General features: G+C 62.0%; 17 protein-coding genes. 5 read left to right on the top strand and 12 right to left on the bottom strand.

Going from position 1 to position 17834, the window contains the following annotated elements; genetic code table 11:
* The first annotated feature begins 54 nt into the window (after window positions 1-54).
* From JFU04_RS20835 to JFU04_RS20825, 3 genes are all read left to right on the top strand, one after another.
* Window positions 55-822, top strand: a complete 768-nt coding sequence (locus tag JFU04_RS20835) for an N-acetylmuramoyl-L-alanine amidase (RefSeq protein ID WP_201145642.1) — start codon at window positions 55-57, stop codon at window positions 820-822.
* A gap of 162 nt (window positions 823-984) precedes the next feature.
* The gene (locus JFU04_RS20830; protein WP_120449306.1) at window positions 985-2397 is read left to right on the top strand and encodes an aspartate aminotransferase family protein; all 1413 of its coding nucleotides are present in this window, start codon (window positions 985-987) and stop codon (window positions 2395-2397) included.
* An 82-nt stretch (window positions 2398-2479) separates the two neighbouring features.
* On the top strand, window positions 2480-2701 hold the full coding sequence (locus JFU04_RS20825) for an MbtH family protein (RefSeq protein WP_065903458.1): 222 nt from the start codon (window positions 2480-2482) through the stop codon (window positions 2699-2701).
* Between the two features lie 320 nt (window positions 2702-3021).
* Here JFU04_RS20825 and JFU04_RS20820 read toward each other — a convergent pair whose 3' ends face one another.
* The 7 genes from JFU04_RS20820 to minC form a co-directional block, all read right to left on the bottom strand.
* Window positions 3022-5190 (bottom strand): mechanosensitive ion channel family protein, encoded by a 2169-nt coding sequence (locus JFU04_RS20820; RefSeq protein WP_065903455.1) that lies wholly within the window; start codon window positions 5188-5190, stop codon window positions 3022-3024.
* 72 nt (window positions 5191-5262) lie between these two features.
* Window positions 5263-5430 carry a hypothetical protein gene (locus tag JFU04_RS20815; RefSeq protein ID WP_162946051.1) on the bottom strand — a complete coding sequence of 56 codons (168 nt, stop codon included), beginning with the start codon at window positions 5428-5430 and terminating at the stop codon, window positions 5263-5265.
* Window positions 5431-5649: 219 nt separating this feature from the next.
* A complete protein-coding gene (locus JFU04_RS20810; RefSeq protein WP_065903452.1) occupies window positions 5650-6939 on the bottom strand; it encodes a M18 family aminopeptidase in 1290 nt (429 codons plus the stop codon).
* A 1127-nt stretch (window positions 6940-8066) separates the two neighbouring features.
* A complete protein-coding gene (locus JFU04_RS20805; RefSeq protein ID WP_201145640.1) occupies window positions 8067-8702 on the bottom strand; it encodes an RluA family pseudouridine synthase in 636 nt (211 codons plus the stop codon).
* Window positions 8703-8797: 95 nt separating this feature from the next.
* Window positions 8798-9052: a cell division topological specificity factor MinE gene (minE, locus tag JFU04_RS20800; protein ID WP_003175252.1), complete on the bottom strand. Its 255-nt coding sequence runs from the start codon at window positions 9050-9052 to the stop codon at window positions 8798-8800.
* Window positions 9053-9055: 3 nt separating this feature from the next.
* The gene (minD, locus tag JFU04_RS20795) at window positions 9056-9868 is read right to left on the bottom strand and encodes a septum site-determining protein MinD (protein ID WP_003175251.1); all 813 of its coding nucleotides are present in this window, start codon (window positions 9866-9868) and stop codon (window positions 9056-9058) included.
* A 201-nt stretch (window positions 9869-10069) separates the two neighbouring features.
* Window positions 10070-10807, bottom strand: a complete 738-nt coding sequence (gene minC / locus JFU04_RS20790) for a septum site-determining protein MinC (protein WP_065903444.1) — start codon at window positions 10805-10807, stop codon at window positions 10070-10072.
* 118 nt (window positions 10808-10925) lie between these two features.
* Between minC and JFU04_RS20785 the strand changes: the two genes are divergently transcribed.
* Together JFU04_RS20785 and JFU04_RS20780 are read left to right on the top strand one after the other, a co-directional pair.
* Window positions 10926-11858, top strand: a complete 933-nt coding sequence (locus tag JFU04_RS20785; protein ID WP_065903442.1) for a lipid A biosynthesis lauroyl acyltransferase — start codon at window positions 10926-10928, stop codon at window positions 11856-11858.
* Between the two features lie 84 nt (window positions 11859-11942).
* Entirely contained in the window at window positions 11943-13091 is a 1149-nt protein-coding gene (locus JFU04_RS20780) for a patatin-like phospholipase family protein (protein ID WP_120449305.1), read from the top strand.
* A 111-nt stretch (window positions 13092-13202) separates the two neighbouring features.
* Here the strand turns inward: JFU04_RS20780 and JFU04_RS20775 are convergent, their stop codons facing one another.
* From JFU04_RS20775 to JFU04_RS20755, 5 genes are all read right to left on the bottom strand, one after another.
* Window positions 13203-13988 carry an outer membrane protein OmpK gene (locus tag JFU04_RS20775; protein ID WP_065903436.1) on the bottom strand — a complete coding sequence of 262 codons (786 nt, stop codon included), beginning with the start codon at window positions 13986-13988 and terminating at the stop codon, window positions 13203-13205.
* Between the two features lie 23 nt (window positions 13989-14011).
* Window positions 14012-14380, bottom strand: coding sequence for a hypothetical protein (locus JFU04_RS20770; protein WP_201145638.1), 369 nt, complete (start codon window positions 14378-14380; stop codon window positions 14012-14014).
* A gap of 44 nt (window positions 14381-14424) precedes the next feature.
* On the bottom strand, window positions 14425-15768 hold the full coding sequence (locus JFU04_RS20765; RefSeq protein WP_065903433.1) for a nucleobase:cation symporter-2 family protein: 1344 nt from the start codon (window positions 15766-15768) through the stop codon (window positions 14425-14427).
* A 177-nt stretch (window positions 15769-15945) separates the two neighbouring features.
* Complete coding sequence (locus JFU04_RS20760; RefSeq protein ID WP_065903429.1) at window positions 15946-17253, bottom strand: urate hydroxylase PuuD; 1308 nt, start codon at window positions 17251-17253, stop codon at window positions 15946-15948.
* Window positions 17254-17304: 51 nt separating this feature from the next.
* Window positions 17305-17808 carry an ureidoglycolate lyase gene (locus JFU04_RS20755; protein WP_027603915.1) on the bottom strand — a complete coding sequence of 168 codons (504 nt, stop codon included), beginning with the start codon at window positions 17806-17808 and terminating at the stop codon, window positions 17305-17307.
* Window positions 17809-17834: the final 26 nt, after the last annotated feature.

Below are 17834 nucleotides of genomic sequence, written 5' to 3'. Positions count from 1 at the left end.
TTTTGCGCTTGAACGGGCCGAAAGACTCGGCCTGTACTGAAAAGGACAGTTCTTATGTTGGTCATCGATACCAGTTTCCCTGCCCGGGACTTCAACGAACGCAGCGGCGAGCCCGTGCGCCAGGTGGTCCTGCACTACACCGCGGCGCCTTTCGCCTCGTCCTTGCGGACCCTGACGCAGAACGGGGTCAGCGCTCACTATCTGCTGCCCGACCCCGATGAACCCGGCTACCGTGCCGCCGGGTATGAAGAATTGCGTGTCTTTCGCCTGGTGGACGAGGACCTGCGTGCGTGGCATGCCGGGGCCAGCCATTGGGGTGGGCGTGACAACCTCAACAGCCGGGCGATCGGCATCGAGATCGTCAATCTGGCGCGCGACGATGGCGGGGTGTTTACCTTTCCCGCGTACGGCCAGGCGCAGGTGGAGGTGCTCATCGCCCTGATGCGCGACATCCTGGGGCGCCATCCGCAGATCGGCCCGGCCGACGTGCTGGGGCACTCGGACGTGGCCTACTGGCGCAAGAGTGACCCGGGGCCGCGCCTGCCGTGGCGCACGTTGTTCGAGGCGGGAGTGGGCGCGTGGTTTGACGAGTCGACGCGGGCCATGTACCAGCGCCGGTTTCGCCTGGGGTTGCCGCCTGAAGTGGAGGTGGAGCGGGCGTTCCAGCGCTATGGCTATAAACCGGCGCAGAATCGCCAGATGTTCGAGCGGCGCACGCGCGCCTTCCAGATGCACTTTCGCCCGCGGGATTACGGCGGGTGCCTGGACGCGGAGACCTGCGCGATTTTGTATGCGCTGAACGAAAAATACCTCGGGTTATGACGCCGGGCGCGAGGCTCATCCATCCGTTAACCGTCACTGTCCCCTAAATCCTCTTCTCGCTGGTGCGTTTCCAGAACAGGAAATCCGTGCGCATGCCCTTGGGCCAGACGCCAACGGATCGGCAGTTTGGTCACCATCATCAGCGTATTGAGGGATCGAGAGATGTCAGTCGCTATCAGCCGTATCGAAGATGCCCCGGTGCATGCCAGCCCGGCGCCCGCGGAAACGCTCTACCAGTTCGACGAAACCCCGCTGCTGGCTCGACAGCGCCAGCAGGAATCCAACGCGCGCAGTTACCCGCGGCGCATTCCCCTGGCGCTCAAGCGCGCCAAGGGTATCTACGTGGAAGACGTGGAAGGCCGCAGCTTCATCGACTGCCTGGCCGGCGCCGGCACCCTGGCGCTGGGGCATAACCACCCGGTGGTGATCGAAGCCATCCAGCAGGTGCTCAGTGACGAACTGCCCCTGCACACCCTGGACCTGACCACGCCGGTCAAGGACCAGTTCGTGCAGGACCTGTTCGGCTTGTTGCCGACTGCGCTGGCGCGCGAAGCCAAGATCCAGTTCTGCGGCCCGACCGGCACCGACGCGGTGGAAGCCGCGTTGAAGCTGGTGCGCACCGCCACCGGGCGCAGCACGGTGTTGTCGTTCCAGGGCGGCTACCACGGCATGAGCCAGGGCGCGTTGAGCCTGATGGGCAGCCTGGGACCGAAGAAACCCTTGGGCGCCTTGCTCGGCAATGGCGTGCAATTCCTGCCGTATCCCTACGACTACCGTTGCCCGTTCGGGCTGGGCGGCGCCGAGGGTGTGCGGGTCAACCTGCATTACCTGGAGAACCTGCTCAATGACCCGGAAGCCGGGGTGTTGCTGCCGGCGGCGGTGATCGTCGAGGTGGTGCAGGGCGAGGGCGGCGTGATCCCGGCCGATCTCGACTGGCTGCGCGGTTTGCGGCGGATCACCGAGCAGGCCGGCGTGGCGTTGATCGTGGATGAAATCCAGAGCGGTTTTGGCCGTACCGGCAAGATGTTTGCCTTCGAACACGCCGGCATCATTCCCGACGTGGTGGTGATGTCCAAGGCCATCGGCGGCAGCCTGCCGTTGGCGGTGGTGGTGTATCGCGACTGGCTCGACACCTGGTTGCCGGGTGCGCATGCCGGGACCTTCCGTGGCAATCAGATGGCCATGGCGGCGGGCTCGGCGGTGATGCGCTACCTCAAGGAACACGACCTGGCTGGCCACGCGGCCGCCATGGGCGAACGCCTCGGTGAACACTTGAGAATCCTGCAGCGTGAATTCCCGCACCTTGGCGACATTCGCGGGCGTGGGTTGATGCTCGGCGTGGAATTGGTCGACCCCGAGGGCACCCTGGATATTCAGGGCCATCCACCGGTGCATCGCCAATTGGCGCCGCTGGTGCAGCGTGAATGCCTCAAGCGCGGCCTGATCCTGGAACTCGGCGGCCGGCATGGCAGCGTGGTGCGCTTCCTGCCGCCGCTGGTGATTACCGCCGCCGAAGTCGACCGAGTGGCCGAGATCTTCGGGCGCGCCCTGGCCGCAGCGGTGGCCAGCCTCTAATTTTTTTACGCGTTGGTACGTTTCTACAGATATCAGCGCTGCGCGTGGTGCGCAGCCAGCCTTTGAGCGATGGAGAACAGCAATGACCTCAGTATTTGACCGCGACGACATCCTGTTTCAGGTAGTGGTCAACCATGAAGAACAGTATTCCATCTGGCCCGACTACAAGGCGGTGCCAGAAGGCTGGCGCACCGTGGGCAAGAGCGGCCTGAAGAAAGAATGCCTGGCCTACATCGAAGAAACCTGGACCGACATGCGTCCGTTGAGCCTGCGCCAGAAGATGGACGGCGCCGCGCTGTCCTGAGCCAGCGCTGCAGCAGGCTCGATTGGTGTGAAATGCGGGCCTGTTGTGGCCTCAAAGCTTGTTGGGGTGAGCAGGGCTATTGTAGTGAGCGGGCTTGTTGTGGTGAGCGGGCTTGCCCCGCGTTGGGCTGCGAAGCAGCCCCAAAACCAGCCGCTGAGGTTTACCTGATGCACTGAGTGTTTCTTGAGAGGGGCCGCTGCGCAGCCCAACGCGGGGCAAGCCCGCTCACCACAAAAGGCCGGCTCAACACAAAAGCCCCGATCACCCCAACAAGACCTCAGACCGCTACATGGCTCCGGGCCACTACAGGCCCCTCCCACTCACGCGTTCTTCTCTTTCTCCAACCCGCCCGACGCTCCCGTCACCACCTGCACGCTCAAGCGCGGGGTGGCCAGGTCCAGGCCGGCTTCGTCCAAGTGACGTTTGAGCGATAAGTTGAACGCCCGCGACACTTCCCATTGCTTGATCGGTGCCGTCTTGAACCGCGCGCGCAGGATCGCGCTGCCGGATTCGAAGCTTTCCACCCCCTGGATCTCCAGTGGCGACCAGATATTGCGGCGTTGCAGCGGGTCGTTGCGCATCTTCTGGCCGACATCGCGCATCAGCTTGATCGCGTCGTCGATTTCCATGTTGTAGGGGATCGCCACGCGAAATATCGCGTAGCCGAACTCCCGCGAGTAGTTCTTGATGCTCTTGATCTCGCTGAACGGGATGGTGTGCACGATGCCGTCGATATCGCGCAGGCGCACGGTACGGATGGTCAAGCCTTCGACCGTGCCGAGGTGGCCGCCGACATCCACGTAGTCATCGATGGCCAGGGAGTCTTCGATGATGATGAACAGGCCGGTGATCAAGTCCGCCACCAGCGACTGTGCACCGAAACCGATGGCCAGGCCGATCACACCGGCACCGGCCAGCAGGGGCGTGACGTTCATACCCATGTTCGCCAGCGCGACGATGGCCGCGATGATGAAGATGGTCACGAACAGCACGTTGCGGATCAGCGGCATCATCGTCTGCGCGCGGGCATTCGCCAGGCCTTTGCGCGAGCGGGTGAGGGCGTGGTGGATCGCGGTGTCGCTGAGGATCCAGATCAGCCAGGCAAACAGCAGCGTGCCGCCCAGGCCGAACAGCTTGACGCTGATTTCATGGCCGTCGCCTTCGGTAAAGCGGATCAGCGACAGGCCCCAGACCCGCAGGCCCAGCTCGATAAACACCAGCCACACCACCAGGTGAGCCAGGGTGTAGACGAAGCTTTTCAGGCGTTCGGAGTACAGCGCATGGCGCTTGTGCCCGCGTTGCGGCTTGAGGGCGTGGCGGCGGACCAGGCCGTTGATCACCATGCACAACACCAGCAGCACCGTGCACAACAGTGACTGACGCAGGGCGGTGCTGGTGTCGCCGGCGGATACGAAGGTGGCGAACAGCGAGATACCCACCAGCAGCAAGGCCGGGATGTACCAGAACGAACCGATGATTTCGATGGTGTCGCTGAGGGCGCGGCGCGTGAGGCGGCGGGACAGCGGCTGGTTGCGGATCAGGTGGGCGATCGGACGACGGAAGCGCAGGATGAACACGCCGGTGGACAGCGCGGCCATCACATTCGCCACGGTCGCGGCGGTGTGTGCCAGGTGCTGTCCCAGGGCCTGCATCATCCGTGGGTCGCTCAGCGCCTCGCCGAAGGCCGCAAAGCTGCCGATCAGCCACAACGGACGAAACGCCTGGTGGCGCAGGATATACAGCGCGCGGTGACGGTGCGGGCCGTCCAGCACCGAAAACGCGATGACGCAGATCGCCGAGAAACACGTGCCGACCACCAGCGCGTAGGCCAGCACCATCGCCAGGGATTTACCCAGGGACGAGGGCAGCGCGTAGCTCAGGTACACGGTGATCACCAGCGCGATCAGCCATGGCCCCAGTTTGCGCAGGGCAAAGCGCAGCATGTCCCAGGTGCGCGGGTGTTGCGGCAGTTCCTCGGGCAGGCCGAAGCGTTCACGCACGCGGTGGCTCAGCCAGATCAGCGCGGCTGCGAGCAGGCTCCACACCGCCAGGATCAAGGCAAAGCCGAAAATGATCGGCAGCCATTCGCTGGCCGGCAGCATCAGCGCGCCGAGTTCATCCTTGGCCAGGTCGACTTCATTGGACCAGCGTCCCAGCGGGCTGTCGGCACCGGAGAACTGCTGCTCGAGGCCCGACAGCGTACTGCCGATCAACCCGAGCACGCCTTGTTCGGCGGCCGGCTGGGCCTTTTGCGTGGCTTCGCGCAGTTTCTTCAGGTCGCTCAGCAACTGGGTGCGTTGCTGGTCGTTTTCCAGGGTCTTGATCACCTCGTCCAGGGACTGGCCGAGCGGCACTTCGGCCTGGGGTTGGGTCTTGTTGGTGCTGCCCAGCAGGCCGGGCAGGCTCACGGCCTGGGCAGGCGCGAGCGGCAGCAGCGTGAGCAGAGCGATCAGGAGGTAACAGGGCAGGGCGAACAGACGGGAAAGCACGAGGCGGTCAACCTTGGAAACGACGAATTGACCGAGTGTACGAGGCCGCTATGCCCAATGCGAGTGCATTTGTCATTCGGCCAGTTTGGCGAGGATCTTGTACACCACGGTGCCCAGGATCAGCAGCATGCCCACCCACATGCCGAACACCCCGGCAGGTTTGTCACGAAAGTTGAAGCCGACCGCGAGCATGATCATGCCGATCACAATAGGGATAAGCATGGCGTGGAAGGAGGACATGGAGATCATCGGGCGACGGCCTTGTCAGAGTGGGAATTCTGACAAGTCTAGGCCGGATTGCAGAAAATGCAGGTGATACAGATCAGGTGTGCGTAGAAATGAATGTGGGAGCGGGCTTGCTCGCGAAGGCTATACATCAGTCAGCCGATTCAGTGGCTGACACACCGCCTTCGCGAGCAAGCCCGCTCCCACAGTTCTGACCGCAGTCAGTTGCCGAGATCAGGGCAGGTCGCGGCTCGCGTAGAACGCGCCGAGTACCTTCACCAGATGCGCCAGGTCATGGCTGCCGCACAGTTCACGGATGGAGTGCATGGCAAACGTCGGCAGGCCGATGTCCACGGTGCGCACGCCCAGGTGGCTGGCAGTGATCGGGCCGATGGTGGAGCCGCAGCCCATGTCGCTGCGCACCACAAAGCTTTGCACCGGTACTTCCTGGGCCATGCACAGGTGGCGGAAGAACCCGGCGGTTTCGCTGTTGGTGGCGTAGCGCTGGTTGCTGTTGACCTTGATCACCGGGCCGGCGTTGAGCTTGGGGCCGTGGTTGGCGTCGTGCTTTTCGGCGTAGTTGGGGTGCACGCCGTGAGCATTGTCCGCAGACACCAACAGCGATTTCTGAATGGTGCGTACGAATTCATCACCTTCCGGCAACAAGCGCCGCAGGGTCTGTTCGAGCATCGGGCCATCGGCGCCGCAGGCCGAGCAGGAACCGACTTCTTCGTGGTCGTTGCACACCAGCACGCAGGTTTCATCGGTCTCGCTGGTGAGCAAGGCTTGCAGGCCGGCGTAGCACGACAACAGGTTGTCCAGGCGTGCGCCGGCGATGAAGTCGCCATTCAGGCCGATCACGGCGGCGCTCTGGGTGTCGTAGAAGCTCAGCTCGTAGTCGAGCACCACGTCGGCGTTCAGCCCGTGTTCGCGGGCCAGTTGCTCGGTGAGCACGGCGCGGAAGTCCACGCGCTCATCGCCGGCAAACTGGGCGAGGATCGGCGGCAGCTCGGTCTGCGCATTGATCGCCCAGCCCTGGTTGGCTTCACGGTTCAGGTGAATGGCCAGGTTGGGAATGATGGCGATGGGCAGCTTGAAGTCGATCAGCTGGCTTTCGACCTTGCCGTCACGGCGGAAGGTGACACGGCCCGCCAGGGACAGGTCGCGGTCGAACCACGGCGCCAGCAGCGCACCGCCGTAGACTTCGACGCCCAACTGCCAGAAACCCTGGCGCTGCAGTTCCGGCTGTGGCTTGACGCGCAGGCACGGGCTGTCGGTGTGGGCGCCGACCAGGCGGATGCCGCCCAGCAGCGGCGAGTGGCGGCCGAGCTTGAAGGCGATGATCGAGGAGTCGTTGCGGGTCACGTAGTAGCGACCGTTGGCTTCGGTGGTCCAGGTTTCGCGCTCGTCGAGACGCTGGTAGCCGGCGGCTTCGAGGCGCTGGGCCAGGGCGGCGGTGGCATGAAAAGGAGTAGGGGAGGCCTTGAGGAAGTCGATCAGGCCTTGATTCAACGCTTCGCGCATAAATAGCTCCAGACAGCAATGCGCGGAGTTTACCGTATTGGCTACACATTTGAAGTGAAGCTGCCTTCTTGAGCACCACACAGAACCACTGTGGGAGCTGGCTTGCCTGCGATGGCTGTCTGTCAGTGAAAGATTTGAGGCTGACACACCGCCATCGCAGGCAAGCCAGCTCCCACATTTAGACGGTGTGGTGGCTGGAATCTCAGCCGCCCGGTGCCTGCTCAATCCCAGCCACACAGCCGCCCCCCTTGTGGGAGCCGTCGAGCCCCAGCGAGGCCGCGAAGGCGGTGTGTCAGGCACAGAAGGACTGTCAGTGCCGCCGCCTTCGCAGCCTCGCTAAAGCTCGACATCTCCCACAGTTGGGCGGAGTGGTGGCTGGAATCTCAGCCACATAGCGAAACCTAGTGGCCGCTGGGATCCAGGTCACTCAACGACACTCTGCACAAACTGCAATCAGCGAAACCCGTGCCTGCTCAATCTCAGCCACAAAGCCGCCCCCCCTGTGGGAGCCGTCGAGCCCCAGCGAGGCCGCGAAGGCGGTGTGTCAGGCACAGAAGGACTGTCAGTGCCGCCGCCTTCGCAGCCTCGCTAAAGCTCGACATCTCCCACAGTTGGGCGGTGTGGTGGCTGGAATCTCAGCCACGTAGCGAAACCTAGCGGTCGCTGGGATCCAGCTCACCCAGCGACACTCTGCAGAAACTGCAATCAGCGAAACCCGGTGCCTGCTCAATCCCAGCCACACAGCCGCCCCCCCTGTGGGAGCCGTCGAGCCCCAGCGAGGCCGCGAAGGCGGTGTGTCAGGCACAGAGGAGCTATCAGTGCCACCGCCTTCGCAGACTCGCTAAAGCTCGACATCTCCCACAGTTGGGCGGTGTGGTGGTTGGAATCTCAGCCACATAGCGAAACCTAGCGGTCGCTGGGATCCAGCTCACCCAGCGACACTCTGCACAAACTGCAATCAGCGAAACCCGTGCCTGCTCAATCTCAGCCACACAGCCGCCCCCCCTGTGGGAGCCGTCGAGCCCCAGCGAGGCCGCGAAGGCGGTGTGTCAGGCACAGAAGGACTGTCAGTGCCACCGCCTTCGCAGCCTCGCTAAAGCTCGACAGCATTTGAGCGTGTGTGCAGCTTAGAACGGTGCAGGGCACTCGAAGCGCACGCGTTCGCCGCTTTGCGGATGGGTGAAGCTCAACATGCTGGCGTGCAGGCACAGGCGTGGCCAGGCGGCCAGGGCTTGTTCGTGGGCGTAGAGCCCATCACCGAGCAATGGATGCCCGATCGACAGCATGTGCACGCGCAACTGATGCGAACGCCCGGTGATCGGCGTCAGTTCGACGCGGCACCAGTCGCCGCAGCGCTCCAGCACCTTCCAGAAGGTCAGCGCGTGCTTGCCGAATTCGTGGTCGACGACGTGGCGTGGCTTGGTCGGCGGGTCGTAGCGCAGGGGCAGGTCGATGCTGCCGCTGTCCAGTTCAGGCTGGCCCCAGGCCAGGGCGGTGTAGGCCTTTTCGGTTTCGCGGTCGTGAAACTGACGGGACAGTTCGCGGTGCGTATCGGCGTCCCGGGCGAGCAGGATGATGCCCGAGGTTTCCCAGTCCAGGCGGTGGACAATGCGGGCTTCGGGGTAGCCGTTTTCCTGCAGGCGCGTGATCAGGCAGTCCTTGTTGTCATCGGCGCGGCCAGGCACCGAGAGCAGCAGGGTCGGCTTGTTCACCACCAGGACAGCGTCGTCCTGGTACAGGATATGAATAGTGGACAGCGGCATTAAACAGCCTCGTAACAAACGCCAACGGCGGCTCGCCCACCCGGCCCGTAAAACAGGTCAGGGTGAACGAGCCGCCGTGGCGGCCGCCTGTTCGATCAACGATCAGGCAGGGTGATATTGAGTTCCAGAATCGAGCAGCTGCCGTCATTTTCCAGGGCGACATGCACGTCATCGTTACCGATATTGACGTACTTGCGGATCACCTCGACCAGTTCCTTCTGCAAGGCCGGCAGGTAATCCGGAGTGCTGCGTTGGCCGCGTTCGTGCGCCACGATGATCTGTAGACGCTCTTTCGCTACCGACGCGGTACTTGGCTTTTTGTTGGCGCGAAAGAAGTCGAGAAATTTCATTGTTTAGTTGCCTCCAAAGATACGCTCGAAGAATCCCTTCTTCTTGACATCGAGGAAGCGATGTTCCACGGTCTTGCCCAGCAAGCGATCAACGGCATCGCTGTACGCCTGGCCGGCGTCGCTCTGGTCGTCGAGAATCACCGGCACGCCCTGGTTGGATGCCTTGAGCACCGCCTGGGATTCCGGGATCACGCCCAGCAGGGTCACGGCGAGGATTTCCTTGACGTCTTCAACGCCAAGCATTTCGCCATTGCTGACGCGCTCAGGGTTGTAGCGGGTCAGCAGCAGGTGTTCCTTGATCGGGTCCTGGCCTTCCTCGGCGCGCTTGGATTTGCTGGCCAGAAGGCCGAGCATGCGGTCCGAGTCACGTACCGAGGACACTTCCGGGTTGGTCACCACGATGGCTTCATCGGCAAAGTACATCGCCAGGTGAGCACCGGTTTCGATACCCGCCGGCGAATCACACACCACGTATTCGAAAGTTTCTTTCAGCTCGGCGAGGACTTTGCCCACGCCTTCTTTGGTCAATGCATCCTTGTCACGGGTCTGGCTGGCGGCCAGTACGTACAGGTTCTCAAGGCGCTTGTCCTTGATCAGGGCCTGTTGCAGGTTGGCTTCGCCGTTCACCACGTTGACGAAGTCGTACACCACGCGGCGTTCGCAGCCCATGATCAGGTCGAGGTTACGCAAACCGACGTCGAAGTCGACGATGACTGTCTTGTGGCCGCGCAGAGCGAGGCCGGTACCGATAGCGGCGCTGGTGGTGGTCTTACCCACACCACCCTTGCCGGATGTAACCACGAGAATCTTGGCCAAGGTGTTTCACCCCTAAGGAAAAAGGACTTTTCAGTCCCTGAAAAACATCTCTTGGAACTCGCTGCAGGCGGGCAGCCCTAGTAGGAAAAAGATGTGGTTTCCGTAGGGGAAACGCCAACTTTCAATTATTCCTACGCAAGTCTTGCCGGTTTCGCTGTGCTATCAGAGTCTAGAGATGCTTGGAAAATGCGGCAGTATCCGTTAAAGACGGATGATGTTCAACACATCGCCCGACAGGCTGACCTGCACCCCGGCCCCCCACAGCGGATCACGGCGCAAATCTTCTGAAACCTTGTACTGGCCTGCGATGGACACTAGTTCAGCAGTCAACTGCTGGCAAAAAATACGCGCTTTGGTATCACCCTTGATGCCGGCGAGGGCACGTCCGCGCATCGGGCCGTATACATGGATATTGCCATCGGCGAGAAGTTCCGCCCCCGGACTGACCGAGGAGATCACCACCAGGTCGCCACCCTGGGCGTAAATTTGCTGCCCGCCGCGTACGGGCGAGGTGATGATCTTTGTAGGCTTGATCGTAGGCTCCGGAGGTTTTTCCGGTTTTTTCTTCACTTCGCCGACCAAAGGTTCAAGCGGACGCTCGCGCGCGCCGGATGGCGGCAGTACTGGCAGTTCAATGGCGATGGCGGCGGCGATGTCTTCGATACGGCTGGCGCGAATCGCCAGTGTACGCAGGCCATGGGAGCGGCACACACGCATCAGGCCGGGCAGGTCGATCGAGCCTTGGCCGGCCGGCAATTTGTCCAGGGCCAGCACCAGCGGGGCATTGTTGAAGAAGTTCGGCGCCAGGGCGACCTTGGCGGCGAGCTGGCGATCCAGGGCGTCGAGGTCGTTGCGGGCGAGTTCCAGCACGGTGATGGCGAGCATGCTGCCTTTCAGCTGGAACACGGGATCTTGGTCTAGCGGTTCGGTTTGGCTCATGGTCGGCAAAAGCGGCTTGTCACGAAAAGTGTCGAGACTTATAACGAGAACACTCACTGGCCGCAAGCCGAGTCGAACCGTTGTAGAATGCGCGGCCCTGTCTTTACCGGAATCTGTAATGGATCGCCCGCGTTTTCGAGCTGTATTTTTTCACCCGCGTTTTTGGCTGTTATGGCTGGGACTCGGCCTGCTGTGGCTGGTCACCCAATTGCCGTACCGCGCGCTGCTGACCATTGGTCGCCTGCTGGGAGCGGGCATGTACCGGGTGGCCGGTGAACGTCGGCGTATCGCCGCGCGAAACCTGGAACTGTGCTTCCCGGAAAAATCCGCCAAGGAGCGTAAGCGCCTGCTCAAGGAAAACTTCGCCTCCACCGGCATCGCCTTCTTTGAAATGGCCATGAGCTGGTGGTGGTCGCGTCAGCGCCTGGCGCGCCTGGCCCACGTCGAAGGCCTTGAACACCTCAAGCAGGCCCAGCTGGATGGCAAGGGCGTGATCCTCATGGCCCTGCATTTCACTACGCTGGAAATCGGCGCGGCCCTGCTGGGGCAGAAACACACCATTGATGGCATGTACCGCGAGCACGGCAACCCGTTGTTCGACTACATCCAGCGCCGTGGTCGCGAGCGTCACAACCTCGATTCGCTGGCGGTCGAGCGTGAAGACGTGCGCGGCATGCTCAAGCTGCTGCGCGCCGGCCGCGCCATCTGGTACGCACCGGACCAGGACTACGGCGCCAAGCAAAGCGTGTTCGTGCCGTTGTTCGGCATCCAGGCCGCCACGGTGACCGCCACCAGCAAGTTTGCCCGCCTGGGCAAGGCGCTGGTGGTGCCGTTCACCCAGGAGCGCCTGGCGGACGGCAGCGGTTACCGCCTGGTGATCCACCCGCCGTTGACCGACTTTCCCGGCGAAAGCGATGAAGTCGATTGCCTGCGGATCAATCAGTGGGTCGAAGCCTCGGTACGAGAATGCCCCGAGCAATACCTGTGGACCCATCGCCGCTTCAAGAGCCGGCCACCCGGTGAGCCTAAACTGTACGAAAAACGTCGTTGATAAGAGCGTGTGGCGGCTGTGCAGTCCTCCGGGAGCAGGCGCCCTCGCCACAAAGAACGAGCTTTCCCCACACGGAGTGATGCGATGCGCCCAGCTGAACCGGTTACAGGCTTGATTCTTTCCGGCGGCGGGGCGCGAGCGGCGTATCAGGTGGGGGTATTGGCGGCGATTGCCGAGCTGTTGCCGCCGGGAGCGCCGAACCCTTTTCCGGTGATCGTCGGCACCTCTGCCGGCGCGATCAATGCGGTGAGCCTGGCCAGTGGCGCCATGGACTTCACCGCTGCAGTCCAACGTCTTACCGTGTTCTGGCAGGGCTTTCGCAGCCATCGGGTGTTACGCAGCGACTGGCCGGGGGTGATTCGCCAGGCGAGCCGGTTCTTTATCCACAGCCTGCTGGGCATCGGCGCCCAGGTGCCGGTGGCGTTGCTCAATAGCGCGCCGCTGCGCGATTTGCTGCAGGAGCGGTTGAATCTGGACGGCATCGACGAAGCCATCCGCCACCAGCATTTGCATGCGGTCGCGGTGACGGCGTTCGGCTACGAATCCGGGCAGGCCGTGACCTTCTACCAAGGCGGCGGCACCATCGACGCGTGGTTGCGCCATCGGCGTATCGGCGTGCCGACGCAACTGACGGTTGAACACCTGCTGGCCAGTTCGGCGATCCCCTTGTTGTTTGCGCCAGTGAAACTCGACCAGGAATATTTCGGTGACGGCGCCGTACGACAATCGGCGCCAATCAGCCCGGCCTTGCACCTGGGCGCCAGCCGAGTGCTGGTGGTCGGCGTCAGCGGCAACCCGCGGGGCAACGAGCCGTCGACGCAGCGCACCTACACCGGCCAGGAGCCGACGTTGGCGCAGATTGGCGGGCATATGCTCAACAGCACGTTCATTGACAGCCTGGAAAGTGATATCGAACTGCTGGAGCGCTTGAACCAGTTCAGCCACGTGTTGCCGGCGGATGCCGCGATACAGGGCCTGGCCCCGGTTGAAGTGCTGGTGATTGCACCCAGCCAGCCGATCGATGAAATCGCAGCACGTCATCGGCAGGAATTGCCGGCGGCATTGCGCTTGTTCCTGCGCGGGCCGGGGGCGACCAAGACGAGCGGGGCGGGGGTGTTGAGCTACCTGCTGTTCGAGGCGGGGTACTGCAGCGAGTTGATTGAGTTGGGCAGGAAGGATGCGTTGGCCAAGCGCGAGGAACTGTCGAGGTTCTTAGGCCTGTCACCGGTCTAAAAATGTGGGAGTTGGCTTGCCTGCGATAGCGGTGTGTCAGCCCCCGAATCTGCTGACTGATCCACCGCCTTCGCGAGCAAGCCCGCTCCCACATTTGTTTTGCAGTGTTATTTAGAAGTGATACTTGACCAGGAAGCTCGCCGTGTCCTGGTTAGTCTTGAACGCGCCGGAATCTTCAATGCCGTACTTGTTCTTCCAGTAGTCGTACTCAAAGCCCACATACAACTGCTTGTCGCCCCAGTGCAGCGCCTTGCCCAGGTCATACTTGACCTGTGGGTTGAAGTGCAGGTTGGCGTGGTAAGTGCCGCGCGCGTTCTTGTCGTTGTCCGTCACCCAATCCATGAAGCCGTCGATGAGGATGTCGGAGTTGCCGACCGGCACGGTGTACGACCATACCGGGGTGATTTGCCAGACGCCGTCACCCGGGCGATTGCCTTCGGTCTGGCGCTGGTAGAAGTTCAACTGGAAGTAGTCGAAACCGGGGATGTTCAAATCAAAGCCTGGGCCGAGCAAGTACGACTCGTTGTCGCCTTCGCCGAACTCATAAGTGAAGGCCAGCAGGACATCCTTGATCGGGCCGAATGACAGGTCCTTGTCGAAAATCTTGCCAAACGACAGGCGCGGGCTGAACTCACCGTAATAAGTATTGGGGCCGACATTGCCGTCTTCCTTGCCGTTGTAAAAGATGCGGTCGAGGAAGAAGAAGTTGTCGCCGTACTTCCAGGCGTCGGCATGTTCGAACGTCACGGTTTGTTGGATCTGCGGGTTGACGGTAAAGCTCTTGCCCCACAAGTAAGTCAGGCTGTTGTTCTGCCACTGCAACAGATCACCGGCCACGGCCTGGCCACCGGCCAGCAGGGATCCCGCCAGCATCAGGCCTTTGAACATAGGTTTCATTCGGTTGCTCCCGAGTTAAAGTTTTATGGTTTTTCTTCTACGCAGGCGCTCTGGTGTGGCGCCTTTTGGTTCGCTGCAAAAATCGTCTGTTCGGTCAGCTTTAATGCTTTTAGCAAGAGCTGCGCCAAGGTGTTTAAAAAGCCAAAAAATCCCCGTCGGCTGCATCGGATGCAGTCGAATATCGAGAACTTTTGCGCACTTTGGCAGCAGACATTGGGCCGGGGTAAGTTGGCCTTGCAGTCAGCTTTTACATTGGCTGTTTTTTTTTGAGTCGATTCGAACGGGCGCGGAGAATACTGGCTCCAAAGCCTTGGCTCAAGTGCGCCGTTACAGAGCGCATGGGGCAGGAATGGGGCACGGCGGGTGGCCGGCCCCGGGTGAATGGCGTGCATGGGGCTGTTTCCTGTTCGTTGTTATTGTTGTTTTAACGAAGGAATCAATGCGTGTGGGCGACGACAGGGCGTTCAGCCCCGCCGAGAATGTTGAACAATATGTTCAGCGACAACGCGCTGAGGGTGGCCATGGCGATCCCGCTGTGGGTAATCGGGCTCATCCACAGTGGCAGTTGCGCGAAGAACTCCGGACGCACCACCGGGATCAGGCCCATGCCGATGCTCACCGCCACCAGCAACTGGTTGCGGCGGTCGGCAATGTCGGCTTCCTGGAGGATCTTGATACCGGTGGCCGCGACCATGCCGAACATGGCAATCGCCGCGCCGCCGAGGACCGCCGGTGGAATCGACGCCACCAGGAACGCGGCCTTGGGCAACAGGCTGAGCACGATCAGGAAGGCGCCGGCCATCATGGTCACCGAGCGGCAACGCACGCCGGTCATCTGCACCAGGCCGATGTTCTGCGCGAACGAGGAGTGGGTAAAGGTATTGAAGAAACCGGCGAAGAATGACGCGCCGGCATCACACAACAGGCCGCGGCGCAGCATCTTCGGCGTGACGTCCTGGCCGGTGATCTTCCCCAGCGCGAGGAACATCCCGGTGGATTCGACGAAAATGATCACCACCACCAGGCACATCGACAGGATCGGCGCCAGCTCGAACTTGGGCATGCCGAAATGCAGCGGCGTCACCACTTGCACCCACGGCGCCTGGGCCAGGCCGGCGAGGTCGACCATGCCGATGGCGCCGCACAAGGCGTACCCCAGGCCCATGCCGATCAGCACTGAGATATTGACCCAGAAGCCGCGCATGAAGCGGTTGATCAACAAAATGGTGGCCAGCACCAAGGCGGCAATCGCCAGGTAGATCGGCGAGCCAAAGGTGGCCGCTGCACTGCCGCCACCGGCCCAGTTCACGGCCACCGGAAACAGCGACAGGCCGATCGCGGTGATCACTGTGCCGGTCACCAGCGGCGGGAAGAAACGCACGACCTTGGACATGAACGGCGCGATCAACAGGCCAAAGAAGCCGGCGGCGATGGTCGCGCCGAAGATTCCCTGCAGACCGATGCCGGGCATGCCGGCCATCGCGACCATGCTGCCCACGGCGGCGAAACTGGCGCCCATCATCACCGGCATGCGAATGCCCACCGGGCCGATGCCGAATGACTGCACCAGGGTGGCGATACCGGCTACCAGCAGGTCGGCGTTGATCAGAAAGGCGATTTCTTCACGGCTCAGGCCGGCGGCCTGGCCAATGATCAGGGGGACGGCGACGGCGCCACCGTACATCAGCAAGACGTGTTGCAGGCCTACCAGAATCAGTTGCAAGAGGGGCAGCCGCTCCATCGCGGGCGCGGCAGGGATCTGCGGTTCTAACTGGGACATGCAACACCTCGGATCTTTTTTATTTTTGTGTTGTTTGGAACGCAATCTTCGAAACTCAGAAAATCCCCTGTGGGAGCGGGCTTGCTCGCGAATGCGGTGGTTCAGCCACTGATGTGTTGGATGACACACCGCATTCGCGAGCAAGCCCGCTCCCACATTTGGACCTGTGTCAGGCTGTCAGTTGGTACGCGCCCCCTGATTGATCCATGTGCCAATCAAGTCACGCTCCTGCTGGGTCATCTGGGTGATGTTGCCCAGCGGCATGATCTGGCTCGCCACGGCTTGCGCTTGAATGCGTGCCGCCTGCTGCTGGATCTGCGCCGGGGTATCGAACATCACCCCGGCCGGCGCGGTGCTGAACAGTGGGCTGGTGGGCTTGGCCGAATGGCACACGGCGCAGCGTTCCTGGATCACCCCGTGCACCTTGTCGAAATCAATCGTCGCCTGGGCCGGCGCAGGTGCAGGTTCTGCGGCTGGCGCGGCTGGAGCGGCAGGGGCAGCGGGCTTCAAGCCACCGCCCAAGGCGGTTTCCGGCAGCGGCTGGTACTCGATCGCCGCCGGTGCCTTGGCCACGTCCGGAGCGGTCGCAACGGGCTTGGGCCCGGTCACATACGCCAGGCAAATCATCGCCAAGGCGCCCACCGGCAAGGTCCACGCGTACTTCTGGCTGTTGTGGCGGGTGTTGAAGTAATGCCGCACCAGCACTGCCGCCACCGCGATCCCGGCCAGGATCAGCCAGTTGTACTGGCTGCCGTAGGTGCTCGGGAAGTGGTTGCTGATCATGATGAACAGCACGGGCAGGGTGAAGTAGTTGTTGTGGCGTGAACGCAGCAAGCCCTTGGCCGGCAGGGCCGGATCCGGCGTGCGGTTCTCGGCGATTGCCGCCACCAGCGCGCGTTGCGCCGGCATGATGATGCGGAACACGTTACCGACCATGATGGTGCCGATCACGGCGCCCACGTGCAGGTACGCGCCACGGCCACTGAACACTTTGCTGAAGCCGTACGCGGCGGCAATCAACAGCACGAACAGAATGAAGCCGAGCAGGGCAGGGCGCTTGCCCAGGGCCGAGTCGCAGAGGAAGGAGTAGATGAACCAGCCGACGAACAGTGAGCCGATGCCCAGCAGCACGCCTTCCGGACCACTGAGGCTGCTGCCCGGGGCCAGCAGGTACAAGGTCGGGTTGGAGTAGAACACCACGCACAGCAGCGCGATGCCTGACATCCAGGTGAAATAGGCTTCCCATTTGAACCAGTGCAGGTTGTCCGGCATGGTCGGCGGGGCCAGTTTGTATTTTTCCAGGTGGTAGATACCGCCACCGTGGATCGCCCACAAGTCACCGGCCAGGCCGTCCTTGGGGTTGACGCGGTTGAGGTTGTTTTCCAGCCAGACAAAGTAGAACGAAGCGCCGATCCAGGCGACGCCAGTGATCATGTGAACCCAGCGCACGCTAAGGTTCAGCCATTCCAACAGATGTGCTTCCACAGTCTTTACCTCTCGCCTGTCACCCTTGTTGTCGGGTGATCCGGCCTTCTCTTATTGGTGGGGGGCGAGGATCAATCGCTCATCCTCTTTGAAGAAATGCTCATCGCAGTTATTGCCTGTGCCACTGCGATCAACCACCAGGAAGTCATCCCGCTTTTCGATCGTCAGCACCGGGTGGTGCCAGACGCCGCGATGGTAATTGATGCCCTGCCTGCCGTTGGTGACGAAGGCGCGGACCAAGCCTGATACAGGTGCATCGCCAAGTGGCGCGACCACGATCAGAAAGGGGTTGCCGAGCAGCGGGATGAAAGCCTGGCTGCCCAGCGGGTGTCTCTCCAGCATGCACACGGTCAGCGGCATATCCAGCGCGTCGGCGCGGAAGATGCTGATGATCGCGTTGTCTTCAGGCTGCGCGGTTTCTACCGTTGCCAGCTTGTGAAAGCGCATGGTCGACCCGTTGTTGATCATGAAGTGATCGCTGCCATCGGTTTCGATAACGTCTCCGAAAGGGGCGAAGGCTTCTTTGGTCAGGGGTTCGATCATCAGTGTGCGCATGGCTGTCTTCTTAATCTTGTCTATGG

Origin of the sequence: Pseudomonas sp. TH21, from assembly GCF_016651025.1 — a bacterium.
GTDB classification, from domain to species: domain Bacteria; phylum Pseudomonadota; class Gammaproteobacteria; order Pseudomonadales; family Pseudomonadaceae; genus Aquipseudomonas; species Aquipseudomonas aylmerensis.
Note: the sequence above shows the minus strand (reverse complement) of the source record. Positions and strands in the feature narration are given on the sequence as shown.

Excerpts from the sequence above, each read along its gene's own strand:
- JFU04_RS20825 (WP_065903458.1), top strand. The coding sequence starts at position 2,480 with ATGACCTCAGTATTTGACCGCGACGACATCCTGTTTCAGGTAGTGGTC.
- JFU04_RS20815 (WP_162946051.1), bottom strand. The coding sequence starts at position 5,430 with ATGTCCTCCTTCCACGCCATGCTTATCCCTATTGTGATCGGCATGATC.
- JFU04_RS20775 (WP_065903436.1), bottom strand. The coding sequence starts at position 13,988 with ATGAAACCTATGTTCAAAGGCCTGATGCTGGCGGGATCCCTGCTGGCC.
- minE (WP_003175252.1), bottom strand. The coding sequence starts at position 9,052 with ATGAAATTTCTCGACTTCTTTCGCGCCAACAAAAAGCCAAGTACCGCG.
- JFU04_RS20770 (WP_201145638.1), bottom strand. The coding sequence starts at position 14,380 with ATGCACGCCATTCACCCGGGGCCGGCCACCCGCCGTGCCCCATTCCTG.
- JFU04_RS20830 (WP_120449306.1), top strand. The coding sequence starts at position 985 with ATGTCAGTCGCTATCAGCCGTATCGAAGATGCCCCGGTGCATGCCAGC.
- JFU04_RS20765 (WP_065903433.1), bottom strand. The coding sequence starts at position 15,768 with ATGTCCCAGTTAGAACCGCAGATCCCTGCCGCGCCCGCGATGGAGCGG.
- JFU04_RS20780 (WP_120449305.1), top strand. The coding sequence starts at position 11,943 with ATGCGCCCAGCTGAACCGGTTACAGGCTTGATTCTTTCCGGCGGCGGG.
- JFU04_RS20835 (WP_201145642.1), top strand. The coding sequence starts at position 55 with ATGTTGGTCATCGATACCAGTTTCCCTGCCCGGGACTTCAACGAACGC.
- JFU04_RS20755 (WP_027603915.1), bottom strand. The coding sequence starts at position 17,808 with ATGCGCACACTGATGATCGAACCCCTGACCAAAGAAGCCTTCGCCCCT.
- JFU04_RS20805 (WP_201145640.1), bottom strand. The coding sequence starts at position 8,702 with ATGCCGCTGTCCACTATTCATATCCTGTACCAGGACGACGCTGTCCTG.
- JFU04_RS20785 (WP_065903442.1), top strand. The coding sequence starts at position 10,926 with ATGGATCGCCCGCGTTTTCGAGCTGTATTTTTTCACCCGCGTTTTTGG.
- minC (WP_065903444.1), bottom strand. The coding sequence starts at position 10,807 with ATGAGCCAAACCGAACCGCTAGACCAAGATCCCGTGTTCCAGCTGAAA.
- JFU04_RS20810 (WP_065903452.1), bottom strand. The coding sequence starts at position 6,939 with ATGCGCGAAGCGTTGAATCAAGGCCTGATCGACTTCCTCAAGGCCTCC.